Raw genomic sequence first — 23,338 nt, 5'->3', positions numbered from 1 at the left:
AACAATTAGATTTCAGTTGTCAAGGACTACTTGACAACTGACTTGGTTGATCGTTGCCTGAGCGGACAGAAACTTTTTTACAGTTTAAATAAAGTAAAATGGAAATTATTCAAAGTATTCAAAATAGAATTTATGAAATAAGAGGCGAAAGGGTGATGCTTGACAGAGATCTGGCTGCCCTTTACGATGTAGAAACAAGAATATTTAACCAGTCTGTTAAGCGGAATGGAAAGCGTTTCCCTGCCGATTTTATGTTTCAACTAACGAAAGACGAATGGGAAGGTTTAAGATTGCAGATGGAGAGTTCACAGAGAAGTATGTCATCACAATTTGTGATGACATACCCAAGTAGGCGCCCCAATAGTGCGTTGCCCTATGCTTTTACTGAACAGGGCGTTGCTATGCTCAGCGGTATACTAAATAGTGATCGGGCAATAAACATGAACATTGCTATCATGAGAGCTTTTATTCAAATAAGACGGGTTGTTTATAGGAAAACGACCTGGTAGAACAATTAAAACAAATTAAAGAGCGCTTAGGCGAACATGATGTTCAACTCAACCAAATTTATGATGCCCTGGAAAACTTGCTGGATGAGAAAGCGGAACAAAGGAAATGGGAAGATAGGGATAGAATAGGATTTAAAAGGTAGAGTTGTACCATTGTTTACAAATTGGGCCGTTGCCGAAGGCCCAATTGTAAAATGCAGATAAAGAGCAAGATATAATTGGCCAGTCACCAACTGGCCAACTATATTACGGTCTGGCTTAATCTATATTTAAATTTGAAGTTTAAAATTTAAGTCATGAAACACATTAAAAAGGGGAAGCAAACTAGTGTAGTTAAAAGAGTATATCCAAAGGCTGCAAAGGATTATGTCAATGATCCCTACTTCGTTAAGAAAAGGGAGATGGCATCGGAGTTTCTAAAAAAAGCAGGTTTGCCAGAGTCTTTTAAAAATATAGAAAATTAACTTAGTTTGTTATTAAACGCTTGTAAGAACCACTGAAGTTTCCACCTGACGTTCCGGGATGTTCCAATACCGGCGTAATAATGAATTCTTTTCTTGCTCAGTGACTAAACGAAACCCATGTTTTTCATAAAACGCGATTGCCCACTTTGCATCCGCCCAAGTCCCAATCAAAATCCGTGTATTCGCGATACTACGCAAATGAGCAAATAGCTTGCCACCAATCCCGCTGTTTCTTTTTGCTGTTCTGACATAAGCATGGCGTATCAATGTTACATCCTCTTTGAACTGGATACCCATCACTCCTTCAATTATTTCCTCAGTTTTATAGCACCAGAATTGCACGCCTTCCCTGATTTGTGTTTGAAGTTCTGTGATCGACATATAGGGTTCATGCCAGCGGTCAGCCGGAATAATGCCTTTGTAGGCGCTGGCGCCGTCATTGATAATATCGTAGATAGTTGAAAAGTCGCCGGTATTGCATGGAACGATCATATAATTGTGGTATTAAAGCATTTTAAAACTCCATATTAAGGAGGGCAGTTTTCTTGGCTTGCTGTTGGAGATTTGTGATTAACAGTAATTCACTTGTCAATAATAAAATTCCAACAATCCAAAACGTTAACGTCATTTCGCCATATAAGTCTGAAAATTTAAAACCGTTGCCATAGTCTAAATATCGTCTTGGCATTGGATTAAAAAAATTATTTATTACTTCTGGCAGGATAAAGGCAGTGATAAATGTTATAAATATGTGTAGCAAGGTCAGATTCCGTGAAGTTGGTTTCTTTCTAACAATCCAGTATGATAACCATATCAACAAAATAAGTATGGATATACTGATATAATAATTGAAAATTTTGTCATCCCATGTACCTTTATTTTCGGAATGTATAGTAAGTACAGATTTGCCAGCTAATAAATAAAATGCGGCGAAATTAAGAATAGCTAAAACTAAAAACAGATGATAAAGCTTTGAGTTTTTCGTGGTCATTATTACAAGACTTTAAATATCTGGTAGCAAATTACTCAGATTGCCAAAAATGCTTACTGTCAACATTCATGATCGTTAATTTTCCGCCTTTGGAGGCTCCGGTATCAATATTATAAATATTAGCAGCCTTTAATGGCTTGTCTATTCCCCATAGCATTGTGTTAGTATGCCCAATAAATATATTATTGAATTTTGTAACTATCCCAAATGGTTCAATCTCGCTGTTTTGATTTGCTTTTGTTTGCCAATTCATTGCAGATTGCCATAGGATTCTATCCCAGTAAAAAATTGTGGCGGGTTGCTCATGAAAAGGCTGAAAAGGATTAAAACCAGCATGGACAAAACAGTTGTTGTTTTTGTCAATATGATTGAGTCTTTGGCTTTCAAAAAATTGTCTGTGTGCTATTGGAATGTCCTCAGGATTGAATGATGTTTTGTATCCCTGACGTGTTTTTCTGGTAACCGGAACTTTTCCCGCCTTTGTTGCATACGAATTAATAGTACTAACGCCCCCATAAGCCCAGGCTGCCGGATGGAACCCTGTCTTGATAAAATCCAGGAACCAATCATCGTGATTGCCTTTTAGTGTTACAAGATTTTTTATTTTTAAAAGCTCTTCCACACAATCAAAAACTTCGTCTCCGCCATCAACTACATCACCTAACTGGATAAGCGTATCCTGATTATAATCAAAATTGCATCTGGCCAGGCACTGTTTAAGAGATTGATATTGTCCATGTAGATCTCCGATGACATAGGTACTCATAGTATATCAGCTTATTCAACTTTTGTTTCTAACAGTTCATCAATAAGAGTCTGTTCCTCTTTAGTAGGGGATTCCATTTTATAATTCTTTACCTTATGGAGCGTCATTAAGTCTAGCATATCTACAGTACTTTTGTAAGAACATTTTTCGCCAGGCTTGAGTACAGCAAGAAAGCCAGAACGTGATTTCTTTGTTCTCAGGCATAATCCCAGTTCTTCATAGGAGTATTTTCTTCCATTTTTCATTACAGCTCCATTATAGGCGTATGCTTCCTGCTCATTAAGAATAAGAACTACCAGTGTTTTGTCTGTTGGAACAACAATATGCTCATTTTCTTCCTTTGGTAAAAAAAGGTTCAATGGCTTTTCATGTTCTTTCAGCCAGGGAATTATCGATGTAGTATTAAAGAATTTCTGTTCTTTTTCGTCAAGCGTGTCTATTTTTCTGTTCTCAAAATTATTTATTTTAAATAGTGTATCCAGTTGTTCCCAATTTCCAAGGACTGAGGCTCCATCTCCAGGCTTTAACACAATCAGACCCGGTTTTCGGTCTCTTGCATTAGTTAAAATCGTATCCATGAATTGTGAGTCGGTTATTTTTCCATATCTCAAATCCGTCAATTCAATACTATTCCCATAATAACAGGCGATAGAATCGTAGCCGTAAAGAACTATATTCAGTTTAGATGTATCTTTTTTGTCCGTTTTGCAACCTGCAACCAATACGGGTAGCATAAATATTAATACCCAATTTTTCATCTATTTCTTTACTTATCATTTATTAAAGTATTCATCAATTTCCGGCCTATGGTAATCGACTATCCAATTATTTCTATTAATATAAATGTCGCGGATTTTATCTGCACTATTACTCCATACATAGCAGCCCCTGTCGTCATACATATGAAATCCTTTGTCGGTTAGTGGGTCAAAAAAGTATATACTTTGGTCAATGCCGGAATCAATTCCCATTTCAGTATTTCCAATTCCATTTAGTATATTCCTGATATTGATATCTTTGACAGGCAATTTTCCGATAATTATTCTTGCTTCATATTTTTCCATGGCCTCATTCCCATTTTCATCTTTTATGATCATGCAGCTGTTTACGGATTTTAACTGATTATAAAATCCATTAAATAGATGACTGGGAAATTGTTTATATAAATATTTCCTGTCTACTTCGAAGATGTTTGAATCCTGGTATTCATAAATTAATACAAAAATCTCATTATCCGGATCTTTAAAAGTATCCGTAAAAAGAGTCATTGCTCTTTCCGTCCCTTGATTTACTCTTTCGGTTGAACCGTTTGGAAAGCCCTCTCCAAGTTCGAATCTGATATGGACCTGGCCTCCAAGCGTATGTTGTGTGATGATTTGAGAACCAGGGTAAACCTTGTCAAAATAGGATTGTAGTTCTTGTCGTAGCATTTTGGTTTACTTTTTTCAAACCTTCTGGATCAATTTTAATTGTAGATATCTATTGATTAAGACTTGTAATCAGTAATTATATATTCCATAAGGTAAACAACTCCGATTCTTTGTCAAGAATTTTCCAAGTCTTTTAAGGTTTTCAAGGCAAAACCAAGGATTTCCTTCTGCGTAAGTTTATAGGTTACTGCAATCTCCAATAAGTTGTCAAACCCAAAATTTACCTGCCCTTTTTCAATTTTACTGAGCTTACTATTATCAATATTGGAAGTAAACGACAATTCCCGTACACTCTTTATTTTTAAAACATTCTCACGGTGCCGTTGAAGGTATTCTCCAAATTGCTTTCTGATTTGTTCTTTAGTCTTTGTATCCATAGTGCTTCTTAAAAAAGTAAGATGGATACATTTGTGGAAAAGTATTTGGTCGAATTCGACCAAATGATGAAATTTTATCTATCTTTGTGTACAATTGGAAACTACCTCTGACAAGAGGTTTTATTCACGAGTCTCGCCACACGAACCTGAGAAATTCAATAAATGCGAGAGTAAGTGAAGCCCAATCTCTATATTTACAATATAGGGTTGGGCCTATTTTGCTCCTTCGCATTCGCCTACCATATGGTAGGGGGCTTCTCAGGGCCTGTGTGGCAGGGGCGGTAGGCATCAACCCTTTTTTATATTCACTCTATTTGGCCCGTTTTAATTCGTTCCCAAACCTACCTCCTCAGGCTCATCAAACTATATCATGTAACCTAAATTCTTTCACATGAATGAGCCATTAAACTCATCCCAACCTGGGATAACCTTCATTGGCAAAACCTACAACAAACATCCCCAATGGTACAATCAACCGCTGCGTCTTACCAAAGACCAAAAGCGTGATCCCTTGCCGGTTCTGGATGACTTTTTTGAATGTTACCATTTAAATGAGGTCAGGGAAACATTGTGGCAATGGCTAACGGGAGTCCTTTCCTGCCAGCGCAGTGTAGCCATCGAGCCGCTTGATAGCAATAATTATATTTATTTCTATGAAAAAATTGAGGGGATTATTGAAGCGGCATATGTCATGAAAAGAAAGATGCATAAGCATCGGCGTTGGCAGGAAAAGAAAAAATTTAAAAAGAATAATCACTCCGAAAATAATCAGATAGCTGAGGTAAATGGAAAGACCCATTCTAATGAAGTATCAACTACCACAGAAACAAGGGTTAATGAAGAAGTATTTAATAAGTCAACGCAACTTATTGAACATGTTGATACTGATCCTCTGTATGAAATAAATGAAGTTTTCAAAAATGAGTCTTTGGGTTTTCTGCGGGATCAATTACAAAATTGGTTATTAGTTGCACTATCGGCTGATACAGGTCTCTATGACGAAGGAGAGCTGCGTAGACAATTATTTTTATTACAGGAACAATTGCAGATATTGGTGGAAGCGCTATTTGTTATTTACTCTCGGGATAGGGAAAAGGCAGGTGTAAAAATGCAACTTAACGAAGCTGATAAGCCCAGACTTCTTAACCAGGATCAGATTTCCAACCCTACCCAAGTAATTGCCGGCTTCTTTGAACAGTTTTCCATGGTTTATATCATCCGGGAATTAGATAATTGGCTGGAGGCATCCATTTGTTTTGCCGGCACATACCCCGAAAATATGAGCGAACTGCAAGCATTATATACACACCGGAATATTCTACGTCTCGTAAAGGCTGCTAATCGGCTTTAAAATAAAGTTAGATTATGACTACTAAAAACTGTCTGGCTTGTAACAAGCCAATTAAAGGTCGTATAGACAAGAAGTTTTGTAATGATTCATGCCGGAACAACTTTAACAACCGGTTGTACAATTATTCAATTCCAGCTATACGAAATATCAATAAAATATTACGCAAAAACAGGCAGATCCTGGAAGAACTTTTGTCGGGTCTTGAAAATAAGGTGTTGGTAATTGAAAGAAAAGACCTGTCTGAAATGGGATTTCAATTTGAATACTTCACGGAGCTATTTTATCCCGATAAAAAGGAGCGATATTATTACTGTTACGATTATGGTTACCGTTCCATCGATAGTAAAAAAGTGATGGCGGTAAAAGACACACGCAAAAAGTATAAAATGTATTCATTTTATCTACAGACTGCCAGGCAGCCAATCAGGGTATAAGCATCTAAGAATTCCAATAATTACATACTTATCCAATATGAAACTTAGTCAAAAAGCACTCAAAGCAATAAACAATCCGTCAACCCGTCGTCGTTTGATGGACGTGTTGGACTGTACAGAATTTACCATTGCACGATATATTCAGAAAAACAGCGATAACCTCACCAAGGCTGCCGCCATGCAGGTAATTAGGGATGTTACTGGTTTGACAGATAGCGAAATTCTGGAAGAAACATCAAAATCATTTAGTCAAAAATAGCCAAGCCATTGTTTAAATAAAGCTACTAATCAGAGCCATTACCATAAAGCCCCGCTATGTCTATAGCAGGGCTTTGTTTTAGGTATTACAATCGGTGCCTATGTTTTTTCTTTTTGCGTTTTATCCATTCTGGCAACGACTGATTTTCGACTTGTTCCTGTTTCATTAAAGTGGTCAACAAGTCGGCTGCTTTTTGCAAACCTTGTAGTTTAAAATCTTCCTCCACTGTTCCACTTTTTAGAGGAGTGTCTTTTAAATGGTGTTGGAGGTTATTCCTCACAAATTGGTAATTGGATTCCTGCTGTATTTTTTGCTGTAGTTTTTCAATTTGCACGGGTTGATGATCCTGGCGCAAACAGCATTCCTGGATGGCTTTGGCACTATACTGTTTTCCCAGATCGCTACCGTTAAAAACGCACTGATTGCGGTGGTCAACGTAAGTGATGCCATAAAGCAACCCCTGGTCGTTTTGCCGTAGTTCCATAGCTATCCCTTCTTTTCTTAGCAACTCCTTCAGATCAGGTACAGATACCGGTTTTATTAAAGCCAGGTCAATCGAGTTTTTCACCCGGATTTTATAATTCTGTCGAAGCAACTCGTTTCTTGGAAACAACTGTTCAAGTGTCTTCAGGGTGGGCTTGTTATAAAAGGCACTGGCTTTGATAGGAACACCGATCTTACTTCCGCCTGCATCCAGTACCCGGTAAACCAATCCGCCGTTTTTATGAATACGGGAGCCCTCTTTGCCGGGGTCGGCCATGACATTGTATTGCTTGAGAACGGCATTTAATTCCGGTAAGGAAGTGTATTTGTACCGCCGGATCACATAATCCAATATGTTCTGGATTGCCCGCTTCGTTTCTGTTTTACCATATTCCACTCGTTTGGGTGACACTACCAGTTCCTGCTTGTGTTGCTGTTTTTGATCCTGTTTATGGTATTCTGCCGGTACCAATTTAAATTCCTGTTCAATCGCTTTCCGCGCCTTTTCAGACTGATTGCGGCCGATGTTATTCATGTCGATCCGCCGGCCGTTTTGCTGGATGTTGGTGGTGACAATGTGGATGTGTTTGTGGCCCGCGTCTCTATGCTCATAAATCAGGTATGGCTGACTTCCAAATCCAATCTGTTGCATGTAGGTATCGGCAATGGCGGTGAGCTTTTCTTTGTCAAGCTGGTCTGCGCTATCAAAATTCAGAGAGATGTGAACGCTGTTTGCTTTCACATTTTCATTAAGTGCAGCCTGATGTTCCAGCCTGCGCAGTTTATCAAAAAAGTTCAGCTTTTCCGTGTCCTTTGCATAGTTGGCAGAATGGATGCATTCAGCAACACCCTGCTGAACTTTGTGCTCATTATAATTGAGCGTATTAGAAAGGCTGCTGCCTTTAATTATTCTTGCAACCATTTGTCAGAAAATTTTGCGATGTTTATTTTAATAGTGTCTACTTTTTTGACTACGTCCTGCGCCATTTGCGTATGGGTTAGTAGCCATATTTTTAATTCAGGATAATGTTGCATCGCATTCAACTTTCTGACGGCCTGGTTGAAGTTATTTCCGACGGCATTTAATTCGGATTTCATCAGGATCAACTCTGCCATAAAGGCATCCATAGATTGGTCGCGGGTAAGGATGGTTACCTTGCCCTGAAATAGTAGATTTCTAACGTAATCGCTCAGCTTCCGGCAGGTCGTTTTTTTATACCGGTTACTTAGCTGTTCATACTCTTCCGGCGTAAGCCGGATGGTTACCTTTCTTGTTCTGTTTTTGTTGTTCGTTCGCTTCATATTCTACTTCACTTTTAAGATTAAAAAACAGGGTACGGTGGTGGTTGGGCTGTTCACCCCTGCCGACTTCGGAGGCAAAGGGGCGAGATTCGTTTGGGAGACTCTGTCGGACAAACGGACATCTCGCCGGGTGCAACAACGTGCAGCACCCTGAGCACTTTTTGTCGAACAAAAAGTGGCAACGCCCTTGGCGTTGCTCAAATAGGTGCTTGTCTAAGGGGGACCTGCCCGGCTTTAATAGCAGTCTAAAACGTCCGGAAAGCTCGGGTGGAAAATGCAAGGGAAAGGATATGATTGAAGGTGGTTTGCCTCTAAGCCCCTATTGCTTTTGTGTCTTTTTTCCGCTAAATATTCGGTTGTTGAAGCCACTGCCAGGCATGAAAACACAACAAAGTATGTTCCTTCTTTTTATACCAAATCCAATGCTTCCGACTGCCAAAAGAACAGGGCTGGCCAAAAGAAAAAAATCATTCGTTGGAGCCAGTTTGAGTGCTCATTAATTGTGTCACATCCTGCCACAGGAAATACACCCGTGAGCGCACTTTTACCGGCTTGATTTTTCCGATCTTGATCCACCCGTAAATGGTAGGTTTGGTGACTTGGAAAAGCGTGCAGAGTTCAGATATCTTTAACAGGGGTTTGTAGGTGAGGCCGGGTGTTTTTAGCACTGAACCAGGATCCGGTTTTTCCTTCTCTATTTTGCTTACCTCTTCCCGGATAATTTGCCTGATGTTTTGCCAATACTCCGCAGGTTCATATGGAAATAGCATGGGGGTATTTCCGCTCTTCATTAGTTCTTGCATAAACGTTTCTTTTTAGGCTTCGAAAATACCATTGGGGGGAGGCGGAAAAAAGGTAAGTATACTTAAATGTAAGGGTAAGGGGGAAATAGCCTATTTAGGAGTGAAAAAAGTAACCCAATGCCTTACTCGACAACTTCAATTGATGGGGACTGGCGTTGCATTTATCCATAATTTAGAGGAATGAAATGGGACGTTACTATACTATCAACGGATGAATATTTATTAGAAGAAATATGTACAGAGATAATCCCTGACAAATATTGGTTGAACGACCGAGGAGAGTATTTAATTACAGGAAACACTTTAGATTCGGAAGCCACAATTTACCTACTTATTGACTTTATTTTTCAAGGTAACGGACCCGTGACAGAGATTTACAGAATTGAAAATAGCTATGTGTTGGATTTATCGGCACTAAGGCCGCACCTGGTTGACTTTGACTATTTGGAAAAATTTTACCCAAGATGGTTAAAAAGATCGCGAAGGCAAAATACCATGAGCGAGTACGGCAGGCTGCTTGATTTTGTAGGATACGCGAGAAAGGGGTTGGATAGAAAGTATTTACTTATGGTCGTTTATTGTCGCCAGGAATGAAATTGCCACTTAAGGCCGATGCATACCGCAAGCCGCTTAAGGTTTCTTTTTCTTTTGGCCAGCAAACTTTCTCAAAGGGGGTATTTTCCGGAAGTATTTTTTATTCTCTGAATTTCGATTCCATATTCTTCAATAAACTTATTCCTTCTGAAAAGCCCAATTCTTCAAAAAACGCATACACGTCATTAAATCTGTTCTGAATCTCCGTTCTATTCCGTTGAGAAAGTTCCTGCTTTTTGCCTAATATCAATTGTAGATTGTCCTTTATGCCGCCCTGATCTTTCCCCAACAATTTCATGAGTTGGCGAGCGGTCTTGTCGTTTACCTGGAGACCTTTCAATCCAGCGGACTTGTAAAAGGCGTAATATATCAGCACCAGGGAAAAGGTGTGCAATTGTTCCCGGCGGCATTTAGGCATTTCGGTTTGCAGTGTGTCCAGCCGTTCGCGCTGGGAAGATATTTGGTCGAGTACAAACCCCAGTTTCTCATATTCTCTGACAATTTGATTCTTTAACCCGATTTGCAGTTGACCTTTTAAAAGCTCATTTTGGCGGGCTTCAAACTCAGCGGTGATGGTTTCCAGTTTGGGCAGGAAATCGGAAAAGAACCGGGGCCCATATTGTGTAATGGTGATTATGGTAAAGCTTATTGCCCCCACCGTTACGACAGCTGCCAGGTAAAATTGATTAAGATGAGTATTAAAGGGTAAGGTTAGGACAACGGCCAATGAATAAAGAATGACAAAATGCATCAAAACGTTCCAAAACCAATACCTGGCTAAAAGCTTCTGGCGGGTGGCCCGTAATGTCCATCCTGGATATGCGACTTTTAATTGGTGGTGAGTGGTGGTAAACGTGGTGCCGATATAACGGGTCTCTAACGGTAGGTCGAAAGTCAGGAAGGATTTCATCTGCGTCAAATTCATTTTCATCGTTTTCCTTTTTCTAAAGTTACTGAATATTATAAATGTTATTAGCGAAATAATCTTAAAAACCATGGTCAATGTGTAAGGATAAGTAAATTTTAATCTGATCAATAGGAAGACTGAAACGCTATCCTGCTTATTGTGACTAGTACCAAAATGAACATCATATGTTTTTTCTTTGCCCCGTCCTTTTATTGAACAAATTGGGAAGTATTTATGTGTGTGCAGTACTCAATGCATTTGATGAAACTTGATCAAATTATATTATTAAAGGCGCTTTTTTGTACAAATATTGTTTAAATTGGCACGCGCTGTTTTTTACGATCAACGTACATAACACAGCTCCTTTCTATGTTATCCTTTCCTATTCAACCTTTATATATTGCATGCAGATTCCTGGGATATTTATCGCATCGTTCGATGTCATTTCGTAATTATTAGTAATTAATGCGTATGAAAATTAAATCTGCAAGTTTCAAAAATTTCAAAACCTTTAGCGAGGCAGGGATATTCTTTTCTTTAAATGACTTAACAGCACTAATAGGCGAAAATAGTGTAGGTAAGTCTAATGTTTTAGAAGGCATAGATTTATTCTTCAACTTTAGCAAATCAAAAATATTTATTAATAGCTTTCACCATGATAATTATCTCAGACCTATTGTTATTGAGTTAACATTTCACAAATTAACAGACGGAGAGTCGAGGATTTTTAAATCCCATTTGGATGAAATGGGAAATTTAACAGTCACTCAATATATAGAATGTGTTTGTACAAATGACGAAAAACCATTAGCCGAAGCAAATATGGATGAAATTGATTTTATAGAATCAAAGCATGGAACAAAACTCCAGCCAACTACGGAATATGACTGGACTGTATTGCAAGACGATAAGCTTCCTACAAAAGCGAATGTAAAAGCGTGGTGGAAAAAGGAATTGAAAGTAGGAGACTTTGATTTTAAGACTCTTTTTAATTCAAAGGATGAGCCAACGCAAGAGGTATATGTTGAAAAGTTACGCTTGCTTTGGAATGAGTACTCTGGTAATATACCACAAGAACAGATTACAGGCGATGAAAAAATGCTAGGTTGGAAAAGTAAATTGAAAGCCAATTTGCCTAAATATTTCTATATTCCAGCCATTAAAAATGTTGCGGATGATTTGAAAAATACGAAGTCTAGTGCATTGGGCGAGTTGATAAATTGGATATCAAGCTCAGTCTCCAAAGAAATAAAAAATGAGTTTAAAGTGAAGTCAACTGAACTAGTGGGTGACCTTCTAAAGAAAATAGATATTGACGATGATGGCAATTCAAAGATTGGGATGATTAATAAAGCGTTAAATGAAAATGTTGGTTTTGATATAGGTTGCTCTTTAGAATTAAAATTTGGAAGTCCAGAAATGGATGACTTAATATTTCCGGAGCCTAAAGTTTATGGTAATGATGGTTATTATTCAGAAATTACTGAAAAAGGACATGGAATTCAAAGACTAGCTTTGTTTTCCTTACTACGGACATATAATACTTTCGATTTCGGTAAAAAAAATGCGGAGAAAAATATTATTATTGGAATAGAAGAACCGGAAATTTATCTTCATCCTCCCTTAAAGCGTTCTACATATTCATTATTACAAAGAATTTCCCGAGGCGATGATCAGGTAATTTATTGTACTCATGATAGTTTATTCTTATCTGTTGAGTTTTTTGATGAGATAAGAATGTTTAGGAAATCCGATGGTAATAATCCTGAAACAAAAGTATATGAGTTCTCGGTGTCTCAACTTGTTGAATTTTATAAGAAACTATATGGGAAAACAATCGATGAGAAAAGTATAAGACATAGATTTTATCATATCATTGATGAGTCTAAAAACGAAGGTTTTTTTGCAAAAAAGGTTGTTTTAATAGAGGGTGACACTGAAAAATACGCTTTGCCTAACTACTTTAAGGCTAAAGGATTTAATTTGGATGTTAATAGAGTTGCTATAATTAGCGCTGGTTCGGTCGATAACATTTCCTATCTACTTTTAATATTTAATGAGTTCAGAGTTCCATGTTATGTAATATTCGATGGGGATAAACCAAAGGATGAGCCTTCAACATACACCGATTCAAGTAGAGATGATTTAATTAACAAGTCAATTCGAAATAAGGAATTGTTTCAATTGCTTAATAAGCCAGTAACAAATGAACAATTCTTTTTCCCAGCAACGTCTGTAGATCAAAATTTTACAGTATGGGAAAGAAATTTTGAAGATGAGTTTCATAGGAGTCTTGTGAATTATAACCAACTTAAAAGTGAGGCTAAAAAGCTTTATGGTAATGACAGTAAACCATTAACTGCGCGTTACATTTCTGAGAAAATTTCGAATGACCCGGCGAAGATTGATGCCAAAATTGATTCTATGATTAATAAGCTAAAGGAATTAAAATGGAATAAGTCCATCGTTGAATAGAAATATTCTGAAAGGTAAATGCATCATTATTTGTTAATTAATTTTGCTTAAAAGTAAATTTGTTTAGAAGTAAAAAGGAGCAGTCTGCTAATTAATAAATTAGAATGTGTTTCGGGTACGTCTATGTGTTTACTGTATAGATGATTAATGTCAATTAATTATTGTGCATATTGTGAGGTTCGTGATGTATTATAATTTTGCCATACCTTAACAATATACTAGACAACTATGATCAGGCAAGAAACATTTGAAAAGATTTTCCGAGAGCATCTAAAAGTTGAAACATATTCAAAGTCTATCGACAGTTTATTTAGCCCAAGGCTTAAAAATAAAATTGACTATAAGCCATATTACCAAAGAAATTATGTTTGGGATTATAATAAAGCTACTTACTTTCTTGAGAGTATATTACTTGGTACGGAAATACCACCTTTGATATTTTTTGATAATAATTCTGGAATAGAAATTATTGATGGTAGGCAAAGGTTTGAAACAATTATGAGGTTTATGGAAAATAAGTTTCCTTTGAAGCCCAAAGGATTACAGGTTCTTGGCCAACTAAAAAACAAATACTTCGATGATCTCGCAAAAGATGACCGTGAAATAATTGAAAAATTCCTGGATGCAAAACTTAGAATTATAGAATTTAAGCTTGTAAACGATCCTCCACTCGACAAATATTTAGAAGATAGAGTAAAAAAGGAAATATTTTCTAGATATAACTCAGGAATAACACCACTGAAGAAATCTGAAATTGATAATGCAGTTTATGATGAAGATTCCTTATCATCGGCATTTAAAGAGTTTCTTGAAAGTAATGAGGAATTGTTAGATGAATTATTTTATACCTTTTTTAAAACTAATGATGGGGAATCCAAAGAGAAGCCACTGGAAAAGATTATGACTTTTATTCGTAAAAGCCTGGTATTGCCAATGACACCAATTGCCTATTATGCAAGAGGTACAAATCGTACCGATTTGTTAACAAAACTATATGAGAAAATTTCGGATGATAGTGTGGATGACGAGAAACAAGTTATAGAGTCATTTAAACGAAAACTTGATTTTATTTCCTCAGTAAGGAGATATGCCGCAAAGGCTGGCCTTAAAACTAACAGATTGGCATTGGAATGCTTTCTTTGGGCATTAGGCGTTTTGGAGCTAGAAGATATAGTGTTGGACTTTGCAGACTCTAAACTGATTGAAGAAATAGGTGAATTTATAGATGCTAATATTGAAAAATATTCAGATCAAGATTACGGATTTAATAAGCAAGTTATAACACGATACCTAACGACCTGTCGTTTTATTGAACAAAAGTATAAAATAGATACAAGCGTTTACATTTCACCAGATGAACTAAAACGATTGGAAATAAAAGAACTGATTAAACCCAATGATACAAATACGAAACTTTCAGAACTTGAATCTTTAAGGCTTAATAAGCCCGAACCATCTAGGATTTCAATTGATGATGTGGTTAGATTGATGAACAAGCGTAGGTTTTTAGTACGCCCTTCATATCAAAGGAAAGAAGTTATAAATCCTAAAAAAGCATCTGCTATAATAGAAAGCATTCTTTTAGGGATCGCTCTTCCTGCAATTTTTATTTATAAGAGGGAAGATAATGTTAGTGAAGTTATTGACGGACAGCAACGATTATTAACATTGCTAGGGTTCATTGGTTCTGAATATGTTGATGAGAAGGGGAAGTCTCAAAATTCAAAAAATCACAAATTTTCATTAAGAAAAATGAAAATTCTTAAAGAGCTTGATGGGAGAAGTTTTGATAAATTGGATGAAGAGTTTAAAAATAAAATATACGACTTTCCCCTTTACTTAGTTGAAATTGATCAGGTTAGAAATGCCGAATTTGATCCCATAGATTTGTTTATTAGATTAAATGATAAACCTTTTCCGATAAGGGAAAATTCATTTGAAATGTGGAATTCATGGGTTGATGTTGATTTTATTAATAATATCAAAAGTCTTAAGAGTTCAACAGAATCCTGGTTTTTTGTTAAACAATTAAAGACAACTAATGATAGGGATAGGATGGAAAATGAGGAATTGTTGACGTCACTTATATTTCTTGAGTATAATTCTTTATACAACTCTAGAAAATCTCTCGATATTTATCAGAAGGAGGACCGATTGAACGCCAGAATAAGCGATAAGGTTTTAATTACTAATTTATTAATAGATTTAACAGAAAATAAAGAAGATAAGAGTGAACATTTCGAAACAGCTATAAAAAATATTAAGTCTTTTATTAAAAAATTGAAATATGTCCTCCTTGATAAAGATAAACCGAGAGATGAAGTTTTTGACTACTTAAAACATGAGCTAGATGAAATTTTCAAAGCCGGTAAAGATCCAAGGTACTTTAGACGAACTCTTCAGGACTTTTATTTTATTTGGTTAATGATAAGTGAGATAAATTTTGAAATGATCAAGTACCATCGACTGCAAATTAAGGAGCGAGTTAAATTACTTTTCATGTATCTCAAGAATATACCTTTGGCTGATTCGCAAAACAATAAGGGTTTGCATGAGTTTTTACGTACGCTTAATGAATTAAAGGAGGAATACAAAATGATTGAAAGAAAGATTTTACTTACAGAGGAGCATAAGTTAAATCTTATTAAACAGCAGCAGGGTATGAGTGCTATATCGAATGCTCCAATATTTTTGGGGGATGATATTGAAGTAGACCACGAAATTCCTATTTCAAAAGGTGGAAAGGACGAAATTGAAAATTTAAACATAGTTCACAAAGACGAAAATAGAAAAAAGGGAGCTTCGCTATAGCGGAAATAAATTGTGAATGAATTGGTGATGAATTGGTCAAGGCGAAAGGTAAAAATATAGAATTAAGCCTTTCATGGATTTTGTCATCAGTTTCGTTTAAATTTACCTAATTATATCAGTTCTTATAATTGTTGAATATTACAAGCGTCATCCATTGAGTCCCCCATTTTGCAGCACTCAACTAACTGACTAACAATAAGGAGTAGGTTAGGTTCAATTCCCTCTCTCTCCGCAAATAAAATTGAAACCCCTTCAAATCGTTGAATTTGAAGGGGTTTTTCTTGTTCGAGCGTCCAAGAGTTCATTTTGCCTTTAAACACAAAAAGGGATCAGATTGTTAGCGGGTTCGAAATTAGTCTTTAGCTAGAACTAAAAAGCCCTTACTCATTAAACATCCCATTAGCACAAAACTCCGAACTTGCACGTCAGCCCGCCTGACGCCAAACCCATATAGCTGCAGTTGCTTCTATTCCCGCCTATATGCCTTGCGTTGATTTTATTTCTATTTATAATTGTCAAAATTAATTGCAAGAGGTAGATAGTATGTCCCACTAAAATTATTACCATGCTTATCAATTGCAGCATCAAAGTTTATATTTCCTTTATATGCATATACATAGCCTGTCTTAGCTTTTGAATTAGCCTTCAGTTTAATTGTTAGTGTTATATGTCCCGGTTTAAGCAAAAGCCCTCCAGCAAATTTTGCTTTTTTAAGTTGTCCTTTTAAAAAAGTCAACTTGTCTTTGGTCAAGGCATGTGTTCCGTTATAATTAGTAACAGTAATTGATTGAATGTCGTCAACTGGAAAGATCGAGTCTAATGAATGTCTGTTCTGAACCGATTGGTAATAGGCGTTAGGTTTATCTTTTTGCTGAGAGAAAGCAGAATGACAAACAGAAAGAAATATTAATATTAGTATTGTCTTACTTATCCAAATGTCGGAAGTTGATCTCATATCATTTATGTAATTATTTGCGGAAAAATTGTCTGGAATTTCCGTATCCCTCTGCCAGGTATACGACAGGGATCATTCAAAATTGTAGGCATTGCTTTTTCCTGATCTAGAACACCAATTTTTCTTCCTTCAAGCCCTGCTATTGCAAATACTTTTGTTAGCGGCAGGCATTTAACGTCTCGCTTATTGCTGTTGTTATGTTTTCGATTGTTCCAAGTCCATTTATGTCAACAACTTTAAACTTCCCTTTCATATAATCTATTGCAGGTCGAGTAGCTGCTTCAAATATTTCAATTCGTTTTAAATGAATATCAGAATTCAGGTCGTCTTTCCTATTGGAGCTTACCGCTCTTTTTTGTGCTCTTGCTAACAATTCTTCTTTCGGCACGTCTATGTTAATTACGGCCTTAATGCCTAATTTTCTTTCAATCAACAGATTTAGAATCGTGTCAACTTGTGCTTTAGTTCTTGGATAACCGTCCAGAATAATTCCTTTAGCGTTGGAGTTTTCGTCAATAATTTGCCCGATTAATTTTTGCATTATATGGTCAGGTACTAAATTCCCATTTTCCTCATATTCGGTCATCGCTTTTCCGATTGAGGTTTTTTCATCTTTTTCTTTTCGTATTCTGTCCCCAGTTGAAATATGGTTAAAACCTAATTTCGTCTTAAGTATTTCGCATTGAGTTCCTTTTCCCGAATAGGGTGGTCCGGTTATAATCAATATTTCCATTCGTGTTTGTAAATTATCTGAATTTGTAAGTGTCACATTATGCTTGCAGCTAACGTTAAAGCACTGGCGATGTGGCGGTATTCTGTGCTCCGTCGTAGCAGAAAACCTCATGTTAGCCGCTTTGGTGTTTGAGTTTTCGTCTTGCCCAAAACAATTTCCAGTTTGTCAACCATTGTTTATGTTCCCAGTTTATATCAAACTTCTCCTTCTTGTCTGTCAACCATGGCGGCTGTGCAACCTTGCAGTGAAGCATTGGAGGGACATGCAAAACTTTTTGCCTATATTCTTGGTCAAGCGATGATTTCGAATAATACCTAATGTCAACTATAGTTAATTGTTTTTTGGCTCTATAAACGTGTAAGTTGATGTCATATAAGTTATCGTAGAGATTTTGCAGCGTCGGCATGAGATCGGAAAATGTCGTCGGAGCTTTTTTATCGTTCTCTTTTTTCCTCAATAGTCTTTGTACATGAAAATTCTCGCTGCTATCCTTGATTTCCGTTAGAATGAATTTGCAATTATCAGAAATATCGTTCCCTGTCAGCTCCCTTGCTAGGTCCAGCAGTTTGGGAACAGCTTCTTTAATTCCTTTTTCGAGAGTATTTGAGGTCATATCCAATTTCGGCTAACAATATATTTCCGCTATTATACACTACTTTTAACAAAAAACAATTTTTGCAAGCTATTATTTTAAAACAACTTAGTAATAAGGCGCGGTTATTACCGGGTAGCGCAAATACGACTCTGTTAAGCCTAGATTATCCTGCAGACTTATAATCTTTAGTAAATCTTTATTTGAAATTGCTTTTTTGTTCGAACCCAATCCCCATCACCTACACTTATGTCTTTTCACGTTGCCATTTGAAACTTTAATAAATACTCATTGCAGAAATCTACTATATTGTTAAGGTCCGCCACAAATCGGTTCGAAAGTTGTAACCTACAGCCCGCTCGGCTCAGTTAATTGAGATAAACTTAAAGTAAGAAGTCCTGCAAAATCAACGATTTGCAGGATGCCAGGGTAAAGACGTGTTGCTACCCATAAACAGCAACCAGAAAATGAATGCTTACCTGAAGGAGATTGCTGATCTGTGTGGGATACATAAGACGCTTACTTACCACATTGCCAGGCATACCTTTGCAACCACCGTAACGCTTACTAACGGAGTGCCTATCGAAACGGTATCAAAGATGCTCGGCCACCGGAATTTGCGGACTGCGCAACATTATGCAAAGATCCTGGATAAGAAGATTGGGGAGGATATGAAGCATTTAAGGAATAAGTTTAAATAGCGGGTGAGAAATTAGTCCATAGGAAAAGAATAATGCCCAAAGCGTATCATTAGTTATTGATTCCCTGTTAGATGAACAAGGTAATCGCCCTTTGGTCAATCAATAAAATAAATTAAATTTGTTGAAAAAGAGTATTGTAATGAGAACAGCAATTATCCGTCAGAAGCTGCACCAGTTTATAGAAACCGCAGAGGAAAAGAAAGTGAAGGCTATTTATGCGCTATCAGAGGACGAGATTGCTCAGGATGAATGGGAGTATACCGATGAGTTCAAAGCAGACCTTGACAAAAGATTTACATATTATAAAGGCGGTGGTAAAATGGTGAGCGCAAAGGATGCAAACAAGCAAATAACTGAAATATTAAAGAAAGGTAAGAAAAAATGAGTTACAGGTATATTTATGATCCTGTTGCTTTGAATGAATATAAAGAGGCTGTTAGTTAGTATCTTGAGCGAAGTGAGCTGGCTGCAGAGGGCTTTGTTAAAGAAGTGAATGAAAATTTAGCTGTTGTTTGTAAAGATCCTTTTCGCTTCAGAAATACATATAAATATTACCGGGAAATATCATTAAAGAAATATCCTTACTTGTACTAGCTAGTTTATCTGGTTGATGAAGTTAAAAAGGTTGTTGTAGTCTTATCGGTGTACCATCACAAAAGGAATCCCCAAATGAAATACAGGAAGTAAAACATTTAAAAGCCATTGCAAATGCAGTGGCTTTTTTCTAATGAGAGAAGTAACAGGTTTGACAGACAGTGAAATTTTGGAACAATCACCACCCCAACAATAAATCAGGAATTCAATAATCAATTTGTGATGGATAACTCCAAGATCCAGAACAAAAGCAAATCGCAAGAAATTTTAAAGTGGGTGTTATAAAAAGCACTTGCTTTGATAGGTACGCCGATTTTTTTTCCGTTAGCATCGAGTACCCGGTAAACCAACCCGCCGTTTTTATGAATACGGGAACCGCCTTTGCCGGGGTCGGCCATGACATTGTATTGCTTCAGAACGGCATTTAATTCCGGCAATGAAGTGTATTTGTATCGCCGGATCACATAATCCAATACGTTCTGGATAGCATGCTTGGTTTCGGTTTTGCCATATTCCACTCGTTTGGGTGTCACTATCAGTTGCTGCTTTAGGTGCTGTTTTTGATCCTGTTTATGGTATTCTGCGGGTACCAATTTAAATTCCTGTTCAATCGCTTTCCGCGCCTTTTCAGACTGATTGCGGCCGATATTATTCATATCGATCCGCCGGCCGTTTTGCTGGATGTTGGTGGTGACAATGTGGATGTGTTTGTGGCCCGCGTCTCTATGTTCATAAACAAGGTAGGGCTGGTTCCCGAATCCAATCTGTTGCATGTAGGTATCGGTGATGGCTGACAGCTTTTGTTTGTCAAGCTGGTCGACGCTGTCGAAATTCAGGGAGATGTGAACGCTGTTTGCCTTCACATTTTCATTTAGTGATGCCTGATGTTCCAGCCTGCGCAGTTTATCATAAAAGTTCAACTTTTCTGTGTCCTTCGCATAGTTGGCTGAATGGATGCATTCAGCAACGCCCTGCTGAACTTTGTGCTCGTTATAATTGAGCGTATTTGAAAGATTACTCCCTTTGATTATTCTTGCATCCACTTGTCGGAAAATTTTGCGATGTTTATTTTAATCGTGTCTACTTTTTTGACCACGTCCTGCACGAAAAAAATATCCCTTCTTTTTATACCAATTCCAATGCTTCCAACTGCCAAAAGAACAGGGCTGGCCAAAGGAAAAAATCACTCGTTGGCGACTGTTTGAGTACTCATTAATTGCGTTACATCCTGCCACAGGAAATACACCCTTGAACGCACTTTTACCGGCTTGATTTTTCCAACCTTGATCCACCCGTAAATGGTCGGTTTGGTGACCTGGAAAAGGGTGCAGAGTTCGGATATTTTTAACAGGGGTTTGTAGGTGAGGCCGGGTGTTTTTAGGACTGAACCAGGATCTGGTTTTTCCTTATCCATTTTGCTTACCTCTTCCCGGACAATTTGCCTGATGTTTTGCCAATACTCCGCAGGTTCGTATGGAAATAACATGGGTGTATTTCCGCTCTTCATTACTTCTTGCATACTCGTTACTTTTTAGGCTTCGAAAATACCATTGGGGGGAGGCGGAAAAAAGGTAAGTATACTTAAATGTAATGGTAAGGGGGAAATAGCCTATTTAGGAGTGAAAAAAGTAACCAAATGCCTTACTCGACAACTTCAATTGTGGGGACTGGCGTTGAATTTATCCATAATTTAGAAGTATGAAATGGGACGTTACTATACTATCAACGGATGAATATTTATTAGAAGAAATATGTACAGAGATAATCCCTGACAAATATTGGTTAAACGAACGAGGTGAGTATTTAATTACAGGAAACACTTTAAATTCGGAAGCCACAATTTACCTACTTATTGACTTTATTTTTCAAGGTAACGGACCCGTGACAGAGATTTACAGAATCGAAAATAGCTATGTTTTGGATCTATCGGCACTAAGGCCGCATCTGGTTGACTTTGACTATTTGGATAAATTTTACCCGAAATGGTTAAAAAGATCGCGAAGGCGAAATTCTATGAGCGAGTATGGGATGCTGCTTGATTTTATAGGGTTCTCGAGAAAGGGGCTGGATAAAAAGTATTTACTTATGGTCGTTTATTGTCGGCAGGAATGAAATTGTCATTGCAGGCGGGAGTCTACGGGAAGCCCAAGAAGTTGGACCAATCCGCCTAAAGTTCTCTTTTTCTTTTGGCCAGCAAACTTTCTCAAAGGAGTGTTTTCAATTAGATTCTTTATTCCCTGAATTTTGATTCCAAATTCTTCAACAAGCTTTGCCTGCCGTAAACTCCAACTCTTCAAAAAACGCATACACGTCGTTAAATCGGTTCTGGATCTCGGTCCTGTTCCGCGGCGAAAGATCCTGCTTTTTGCCTAAAATCAGTTGTAGATTATCTTTTATGCCGCCCTGGTCTTTTCCGAGCAGTTTCATGAGCTTGCGAGCGGTCAAATCATTGCATTGGAGGCTGTTCCGTCGTACAAAAAGAGTTACAAGTGATCGATGCTCAGATATGCGCATTTTTTTGACGCTGATGAACCAGAAAATGGAGGTCGCGTATGAAAAGGAGAATATTGAAAATTGTGATTTATTATTAAGTCGGCAGGAATATAAAGAATATGGAATAATACCACCACGGGAGATTGTTCCTTTATTAGATTCTTTGATAGCAGGTTGTAGTGATTATAATTAAATTAATTGAACTTCGAGCCTCGAGCTCAAACTACCGTTGATGCTTGCACATAGCTGATGTTGTAAGCTCCGAAGATTCCTTTATTGTGTACTTTGTCAGTTATCGTAAAGACCTGTTCGAGAGCCTGCTTTTGTTGCAAGTTCCTTTGAAGCCTTACTATTTCTGTGATACCCTTTTGTTCGAACACAATCCCTATCACTGACACATATGTCTTTTTCACGTTGCCAATTGAAACCTCAGCAAATACTCATTGTAGAAATCTACAATCTTATTAATGTCCACCACAAACAGGTTCGAAAGTTGTAACCTACAGCCCGCAGAAAATGAAAGCGCTGAATTTCAGCGCTTTTTTTATGCATTTTACGGAGAGGGCCACTCTCGGACCCGGATCAGGTTGAAAAGTTGAGGGATGTAAGGCTAGCATAAATTGGGGGACACTAAGACGGATCAAGTCAAATAGTTGGGGGATTGGCTCAGCGCCTCCCGGATCAAGTCCAATTCCTGGGTCATAAATATTCACAGATCGGTACAAGTCACCCTGATCAATCTCTGTTCTCAGTATCCCACTATAACTCATTCGCAGCTTGATATAAGTCATCAATATCTCATGATAATTCATCAATAGGGCGTTCCAATACATCATTTGCGCACTTTGACGTGTAAGTAGCGCACTTTGAGGCATAAGTAACCAACCTTTTACTGTAATTGTTAAACTTTTGCACCAATATTTAAAACTAAATGCTCCGGGTGCGCAACTTTTGCTCAAAAGTTGCGCAAATAACCTCAAATTGGCAACAGTTGACATGATGTTCAGCATAAATGAGTCATGGTGAGCTCGAAATGCGACATAATAAGTCACTTACGTCGAAAAGTTCGCAACAATGGCGTAGATACGCAACTTTTGCCCGGAAGTTGACAATAAGATCAGAAAAGTCAGTCATTTTACGGGAGAAGTAACGAATTCTTGCTGGTAAGTTCGCAACAACAATATTTTCATACATCCTAAATTGTAGTCAACGTTGAAAAATAAAATTTAGGTTAAGGCGTGTTGTTGTGAAGTATCAACGTGTTTGCCTTATTATCGAAAGATAGGTTGTCCTTTATCATTTCCCCCTACATTT

At 37.4% G+C, this 23,338-nt stretch carries 27 protein-coding genes; 11 read left to right on the top strand and 16 right to left on the bottom strand.

All coding sequences use genetic code 11. The features are described from left to right. Positions 1–98 precede the first annotated feature (98 nt). On the top strand, positions 99–509 hold the full coding sequence (locus NIAKO_RS05395) for an ORF6N domain-containing protein (protein WP_014217386.1): 411 nt from the start codon (positions 99–101) through the stop codon (positions 507–509). A 296-nt stretch (positions 510–805) separates the two neighbouring features. Further along, positions 806–973 carry a hypothetical protein gene (locus NIAKO_RS38940; protein ID WP_014217385.1) on the top strand — a complete coding sequence of 56 codons (168 nt, stop codon included), beginning with the start codon at positions 806–808 and terminating at the stop codon, positions 971–973. Positions 974–985: 12 nt separating this feature from the next. Here NIAKO_RS38940 and NIAKO_RS05390 read toward each other — a convergent pair whose 3' ends face one another. The 6 genes from NIAKO_RS05390 to NIAKO_RS05365 form a co-directional block, all read right to left on the bottom strand. After that, a complete protein-coding gene (locus tag NIAKO_RS05390) occupies positions 986–1,465 on the bottom strand; it encodes a GNAT family N-acetyltransferase (protein ID WP_014217384.1) in 480 nt (159 codons plus the stop codon). Between the two features lie 22 nt (positions 1,466–1,487). Then, entirely contained in the window at positions 1,488–1,964 is a 477-nt protein-coding gene (locus NIAKO_RS05385; protein WP_014217383.1) for a hypothetical protein, read from the bottom strand. Between the two features lie 31 nt (positions 1,965–1,995). Next, positions 1,996–2,730, bottom strand: coding sequence for a metallophosphoesterase (locus NIAKO_RS05380; protein ID WP_014217382.1), 735 nt, complete (start codon positions 2,728–2,730; stop codon positions 1,996–1,998). 11 nt (positions 2,731–2,741) lie between these two features. Next, a complete protein-coding gene (locus tag NIAKO_RS05375; protein ID WP_244883953.1) occupies positions 2,742–3,464 on the bottom strand; it encodes a hypothetical protein in 723 nt (240 codons plus the stop codon). Positions 3,465–3,503: 39 nt separating this feature from the next. Continuing rightward, complete coding sequence (locus NIAKO_RS36410; RefSeq protein ID WP_014217380.1) at positions 3,504–4,160, bottom strand: DUF3885 domain-containing protein; 657 nt, start codon at positions 4,158–4,160, stop codon at positions 3,504–3,506. 113 nt (positions 4,161–4,273) lie between these two features. Beyond that, complete coding sequence (locus NIAKO_RS05365; RefSeq protein ID WP_014217379.1) at positions 4,274–4,537, bottom strand: helix-turn-helix domain-containing protein; 264 nt, start codon at positions 4,535–4,537, stop codon at positions 4,274–4,276. A 391-nt stretch (positions 4,538–4,928) separates the two neighbouring features. On the opposite strand from NIAKO_RS05365, the gene NIAKO_RS05360 reads away from it, so the two are divergent. From NIAKO_RS05360 to NIAKO_RS38080, 3 genes are read left to right on the top strand one after another with little or no spacing between them, the layout of a single operon-like run. Next, positions 4,929–5,888: a hypothetical protein gene (locus NIAKO_RS05360; protein ID WP_014217378.1), complete on the top strand. Its 960-nt coding sequence runs from the start codon at positions 4,929–4,931 to the stop codon at positions 5,886–5,888. Between the two features lie 14 nt (positions 5,889–5,902). Next, the gene (locus tag NIAKO_RS05355) at positions 5,903–6,322 is read left to right on the top strand and encodes a hypothetical protein (RefSeq protein ID WP_014217377.1); all 420 of its coding nucleotides are present in this window, start codon (positions 5,903–5,905) and stop codon (positions 6,320–6,322) included. 37 nt (positions 6,323–6,359) lie between these two features. After that, positions 6,360–6,581, top strand: coding sequence for a hypothetical protein (locus tag NIAKO_RS38080; protein ID WP_014217376.1), 222 nt, complete (start codon positions 6,360–6,362; stop codon positions 6,579–6,581). A gap of 85 nt (positions 6,582–6,666) precedes the next feature. Here NIAKO_RS38080 and NIAKO_RS05350 read toward each other — a convergent pair whose 3' ends face one another. From NIAKO_RS05350 to NIAKO_RS05340, 3 genes are all read right to left on the bottom strand, one after another. Further along, positions 6,667–7,986: a relaxase/mobilization nuclease domain-containing protein gene (locus tag NIAKO_RS05350; RefSeq protein ID WP_014217375.1), complete on the bottom strand. Its 1,320-nt coding sequence runs from the start codon at positions 7,984–7,986 to the stop codon at positions 6,667–6,669. After that, positions 7,971–8,366 carry a plasmid mobilization protein gene (locus NIAKO_RS05345; protein WP_014217374.1) on the bottom strand — a complete coding sequence of 132 codons (396 nt, stop codon included), beginning with the start codon at positions 8,364–8,366 and terminating at the stop codon, positions 7,971–7,973. The genes NIAKO_RS05350 and NIAKO_RS05345 overlap by 16 nt, the downstream gene beginning before the upstream one ends. 467 nt (positions 8,367–8,833) lie before the next feature. Beyond that, complete coding sequence (locus tag NIAKO_RS05340) at positions 8,834–9,169, bottom strand: helix-turn-helix domain-containing protein (RefSeq protein WP_014217373.1); 336 nt, start codon at positions 9,167–9,169, stop codon at positions 8,834–8,836. Between the two features lie 180 nt (positions 9,170–9,349). Here NIAKO_RS05340 and NIAKO_RS05335 point away from each other — a divergent pair, with 180 nt between their 5' ends. Beyond that, entirely contained in the window at positions 9,350–9,763 is a 414-nt protein-coding gene (locus tag NIAKO_RS05335; protein WP_014217372.1) for a hypothetical protein, read from the top strand. A gap of 100 nt (positions 9,764–9,863) precedes the next feature. Here the strand turns inward: NIAKO_RS05335 and NIAKO_RS05330 are convergent, their stop codons facing one another. Beyond that, positions 9,864–10,694 carry a hypothetical protein gene (locus NIAKO_RS05330; protein WP_014217371.1) on the bottom strand — a complete coding sequence of 277 codons (831 nt, stop codon included), beginning with the start codon at positions 10,692–10,694 and terminating at the stop codon, positions 9,864–9,866. Positions 10,695–11,141: 447 nt separating this feature from the next. Between NIAKO_RS05330 and NIAKO_RS05325 the strand changes: the two genes are divergently transcribed. Next, a complete protein-coding gene (locus NIAKO_RS05325) occupies positions 11,142–13,145 on the top strand; it encodes an ATP-dependent endonuclease (protein WP_014217370.1) in 2,004 nt (667 codons plus the stop codon). Positions 13,146–13,373: 228 nt separating this feature from the next. Continuing rightward, positions 13,374–15,956 (top strand): GmrSD restriction endonuclease domain-containing protein, encoded by a 2,583-nt coding sequence (locus NIAKO_RS05320; protein WP_014217369.1) that lies wholly within the window; start codon positions 13,374–13,376, stop codon positions 15,954–15,956. Between the two features lie 502 nt (positions 15,957–16,458). Here the strand turns inward: NIAKO_RS05320 and NIAKO_RS05310 are convergent. From NIAKO_RS05310 to NIAKO_RS05300, 3 genes are all read right to left on the bottom strand, one after another. Further along, positions 16,459–16,911, bottom strand: coding sequence for a hypothetical protein (locus NIAKO_RS05310; protein WP_014217368.1), 453 nt, complete (start codon positions 16,909–16,911; stop codon positions 16,459–16,461). A 157-nt stretch (positions 16,912–17,068) separates the two neighbouring features. Next, positions 17,069–17,644, bottom strand: a complete 576-nt coding sequence (locus NIAKO_RS05305; protein ID WP_014217367.1) for an adenylate kinase family protein — start codon at positions 17,642–17,644, stop codon at positions 17,069–17,071. A gap of 112 nt (positions 17,645–17,756) precedes the next feature. Further along, complete coding sequence (locus NIAKO_RS05300; RefSeq protein ID WP_014217366.1) at positions 17,757–18,257, bottom strand: hypothetical protein; 501 nt, start codon at positions 18,255–18,257, stop codon at positions 17,757–17,759. Positions 18,258–18,703: 446 nt separating this feature from the next. Here NIAKO_RS05300 and NIAKO_RS05295 point away from each other — a divergent pair, with 446 nt between their 5' ends. Continuing rightward, positions 18,704–18,937 (top strand): tyrosine-type recombinase/integrase, encoded by a 234-nt coding sequence (locus NIAKO_RS05295; protein ID WP_081483292.1) that lies wholly within the window; start codon positions 18,704–18,706, stop codon positions 18,935–18,937. Between the two features lie 139 nt (positions 18,938–19,076). After that, complete coding sequence (locus NIAKO_RS05290) at positions 19,077–19,322, top strand: hypothetical protein (protein ID WP_014217365.1); 246 nt, start codon at positions 19,077–19,079, stop codon at positions 19,320–19,322. A gap of 421 nt (positions 19,323–19,743) precedes the next feature. On the opposite strand, the gene NIAKO_RS05285 is transcribed toward NIAKO_RS05290, so the two are convergent. After that, positions 19,744–20,574: a relaxase/mobilization nuclease domain-containing protein gene (locus NIAKO_RS05285; protein ID WP_014217364.1), complete on the bottom strand. Its 831-nt coding sequence runs from the start codon at positions 20,572–20,574 to the stop codon at positions 19,744–19,746. A gap of 140 nt (positions 20,575–20,714) precedes the next feature. Beyond that, a complete protein-coding gene (locus NIAKO_RS05280) occupies positions 20,715–21,050 on the bottom strand; it encodes a helix-turn-helix domain-containing protein (RefSeq protein ID WP_014217363.1) in 336 nt (111 codons plus the stop codon). A 179-nt stretch (positions 21,051–21,229) separates the two neighbouring features. Between NIAKO_RS05280 and NIAKO_RS05275 the strand changes: the two genes are divergently transcribed. After that, positions 21,230–21,643: a hypothetical protein gene (locus NIAKO_RS05275; RefSeq protein ID WP_014217362.1), complete on the top strand. Its 414-nt coding sequence runs from the start codon at positions 21,230–21,232 to the stop codon at positions 21,641–21,643. 147 nt (positions 21,644–21,790) lie between these two features. Here NIAKO_RS05275 and NIAKO_RS38400 read toward each other — a convergent pair whose 3' ends face one another. Next, positions 21,791–21,958 (bottom strand): hypothetical protein, encoded by a 168-nt coding sequence (locus NIAKO_RS38400; protein ID WP_155966898.1) that lies wholly within the window; start codon positions 21,956–21,958, stop codon positions 21,791–21,793. Between the last annotated feature and the right edge of the window lie 1,380 nt (positions 21,959–23,338).

This window comes from Niastella koreensis GR20-10 (genome assembly GCF_000246855.1).
In the GTDB taxonomy this organism is placed as follows: Bacteria; Bacteroidota; Bacteroidia; order Chitinophagales; family Chitinophagaceae; genus Niastella; species Niastella koreensis.
The sequence above is the reverse complement of the archived record's forward strand: the minus strand, read 5'-3'. Positions and strand labels throughout refer to the sequence as shown.

What these genes read in the sequence shown, in the direction of transcription:
- NIAKO_RS05395 (WP_014217386.1), top strand. Translation starts at nt 99, where the DNA reads ATGGAAATTATTCAAAGTATTCAAAATAGAATTTATGAAATAAGAGGC.
- NIAKO_RS38940 (WP_014217385.1), top strand. Translation starts at nt 806, where the DNA reads ATGAAACACATTAAAAAGGGGAAGCAAACTAGTGTAGTTAAAAGAGTA.
- NIAKO_RS05390 (WP_014217384.1), bottom strand. Translation starts at nt 1,465, where the DNA reads ATGATCGTTCCATGCAATACCGGCGACTTTTCAACTATCTACGATATT.
- NIAKO_RS05385 (WP_014217383.1), bottom strand. Translation starts at nt 1,964, where the DNA reads ATGACCACGAAAAACTCAAAGCTTTATCATCTGTTTTTAGTTTTAGCT.
- NIAKO_RS05380 (WP_014217382.1), bottom strand. Translation starts at nt 2,730, where the DNA reads ATGAGTACCTATGTCATCGGAGATCTACATGGACAATATCAATCTCTT.
- NIAKO_RS05375 (WP_244883953.1), bottom strand. Translation starts at nt 3,464, where the DNA reads ATGCTACCCGTATTGGTTGCAGGTTGCAAAACGGACAAAAAAGATACA.
- NIAKO_RS36410 (WP_014217380.1), bottom strand. Translation starts at nt 4,160, where the DNA reads ATGCTACGACAAGAACTACAATCCTATTTTGACAAGGTTTACCCTGGT.
- NIAKO_RS05365 (WP_014217379.1), bottom strand. Translation starts at nt 4,537, where the DNA reads ATGGATACAAAGACTAAAGAACAAATCAGAAAGCAATTTGGAGAATAC.
- NIAKO_RS05360 (WP_014217378.1), top strand. Translation starts at nt 4,929, where the DNA reads ATGAATGAGCCATTAAACTCATCCCAACCTGGGATAACCTTCATTGGC.
- NIAKO_RS05355 (WP_014217377.1), top strand. Translation starts at nt 5,903, where the DNA reads ATGACTACTAAAAACTGTCTGGCTTGTAACAAGCCAATTAAAGGTCGT.
- NIAKO_RS38080 (WP_014217376.1), top strand. Translation starts at nt 6,360, where the DNA reads ATGAAACTTAGTCAAAAAGCACTCAAAGCAATAAACAATCCGTCAACC.
- NIAKO_RS05350 (WP_014217375.1), bottom strand. Translation starts at nt 7,986, where the DNA reads ATGGTTGCAAGAATAATTAAAGGCAGCAGCCTTTCTAATACGCTCAAT.
- NIAKO_RS05345 (WP_014217374.1), bottom strand. Translation starts at nt 8,366, where the DNA reads ATGAAGCGAACGAACAACAAAAACAGAACAAGAAAGGTAACCATCCGG.
- NIAKO_RS05340 (WP_014217373.1), bottom strand. Translation starts at nt 9,169, where the DNA reads ATGCAAGAACTAATGAAGAGCGGAAATACCCCCATGCTATTTCCATAT.
- NIAKO_RS05335 (WP_014217372.1), top strand. Translation starts at nt 9,350, where the DNA reads ATGAAATGGGACGTTACTATACTATCAACGGATGAATATTTATTAGAA.
- NIAKO_RS05330 (WP_014217371.1), bottom strand. Translation starts at nt 10,694, where the DNA reads ATGAAAATGAATTTGACGCAGATGAAATCCTTCCTGACTTTCGACCTA.
- NIAKO_RS05325 (WP_014217370.1), top strand. Translation starts at nt 11,142, where the DNA reads ATGAAAATTAAATCTGCAAGTTTCAAAAATTTCAAAACCTTTAGCGAG.
- NIAKO_RS05320 (WP_014217369.1), top strand. Translation starts at nt 13,374, where the DNA reads ATGATCAGGCAAGAAACATTTGAAAAGATTTTCCGAGAGCATCTAAAA.
- NIAKO_RS05310 (WP_014217368.1), bottom strand. Translation starts at nt 16,911, where the DNA reads ATGAGATCAACTTCCGACATTTGGATAAGTAAGACAATACTAATATTA.
- NIAKO_RS05305 (WP_014217367.1), bottom strand. Translation starts at nt 17,644, where the DNA reads ATGGAAATATTGATTATAACCGGACCACCCTATTCGGGAAAAGGAACT.
- NIAKO_RS05300 (WP_014217366.1), bottom strand. Translation starts at nt 18,257, where the DNA reads ATGACCTCAAATACTCTCGAAAAAGGAATTAAAGAAGCTGTTCCCAAA.
- NIAKO_RS05295 (WP_081483292.1), top strand. Translation starts at nt 18,704, where the DNA reads ATGAATGCTTACCTGAAGGAGATTGCTGATCTGTGTGGGATACATAAG.
- NIAKO_RS05290 (WP_014217365.1), top strand. Translation starts at nt 19,077, where the DNA reads ATGAGAACAGCAATTATCCGTCAGAAGCTGCACCAGTTTATAGAAACC.
- NIAKO_RS05280 (WP_014217363.1), bottom strand. Translation starts at nt 21,050, where the DNA reads ATGCAAGAAGTAATGAAGAGCGGAAATACACCCATGTTATTTCCATAC.
- NIAKO_RS05275 (WP_014217362.1), top strand. Translation starts at nt 21,230, where the DNA reads ATGAAATGGGACGTTACTATACTATCAACGGATGAATATTTATTAGAA.
- NIAKO_RS38400 (WP_155966898.1), bottom strand. Translation starts at nt 21,958, where the DNA reads ATGAAACTGCTCGGAAAAGACCAGGGCGGCATAAAAGATAATCTACAA.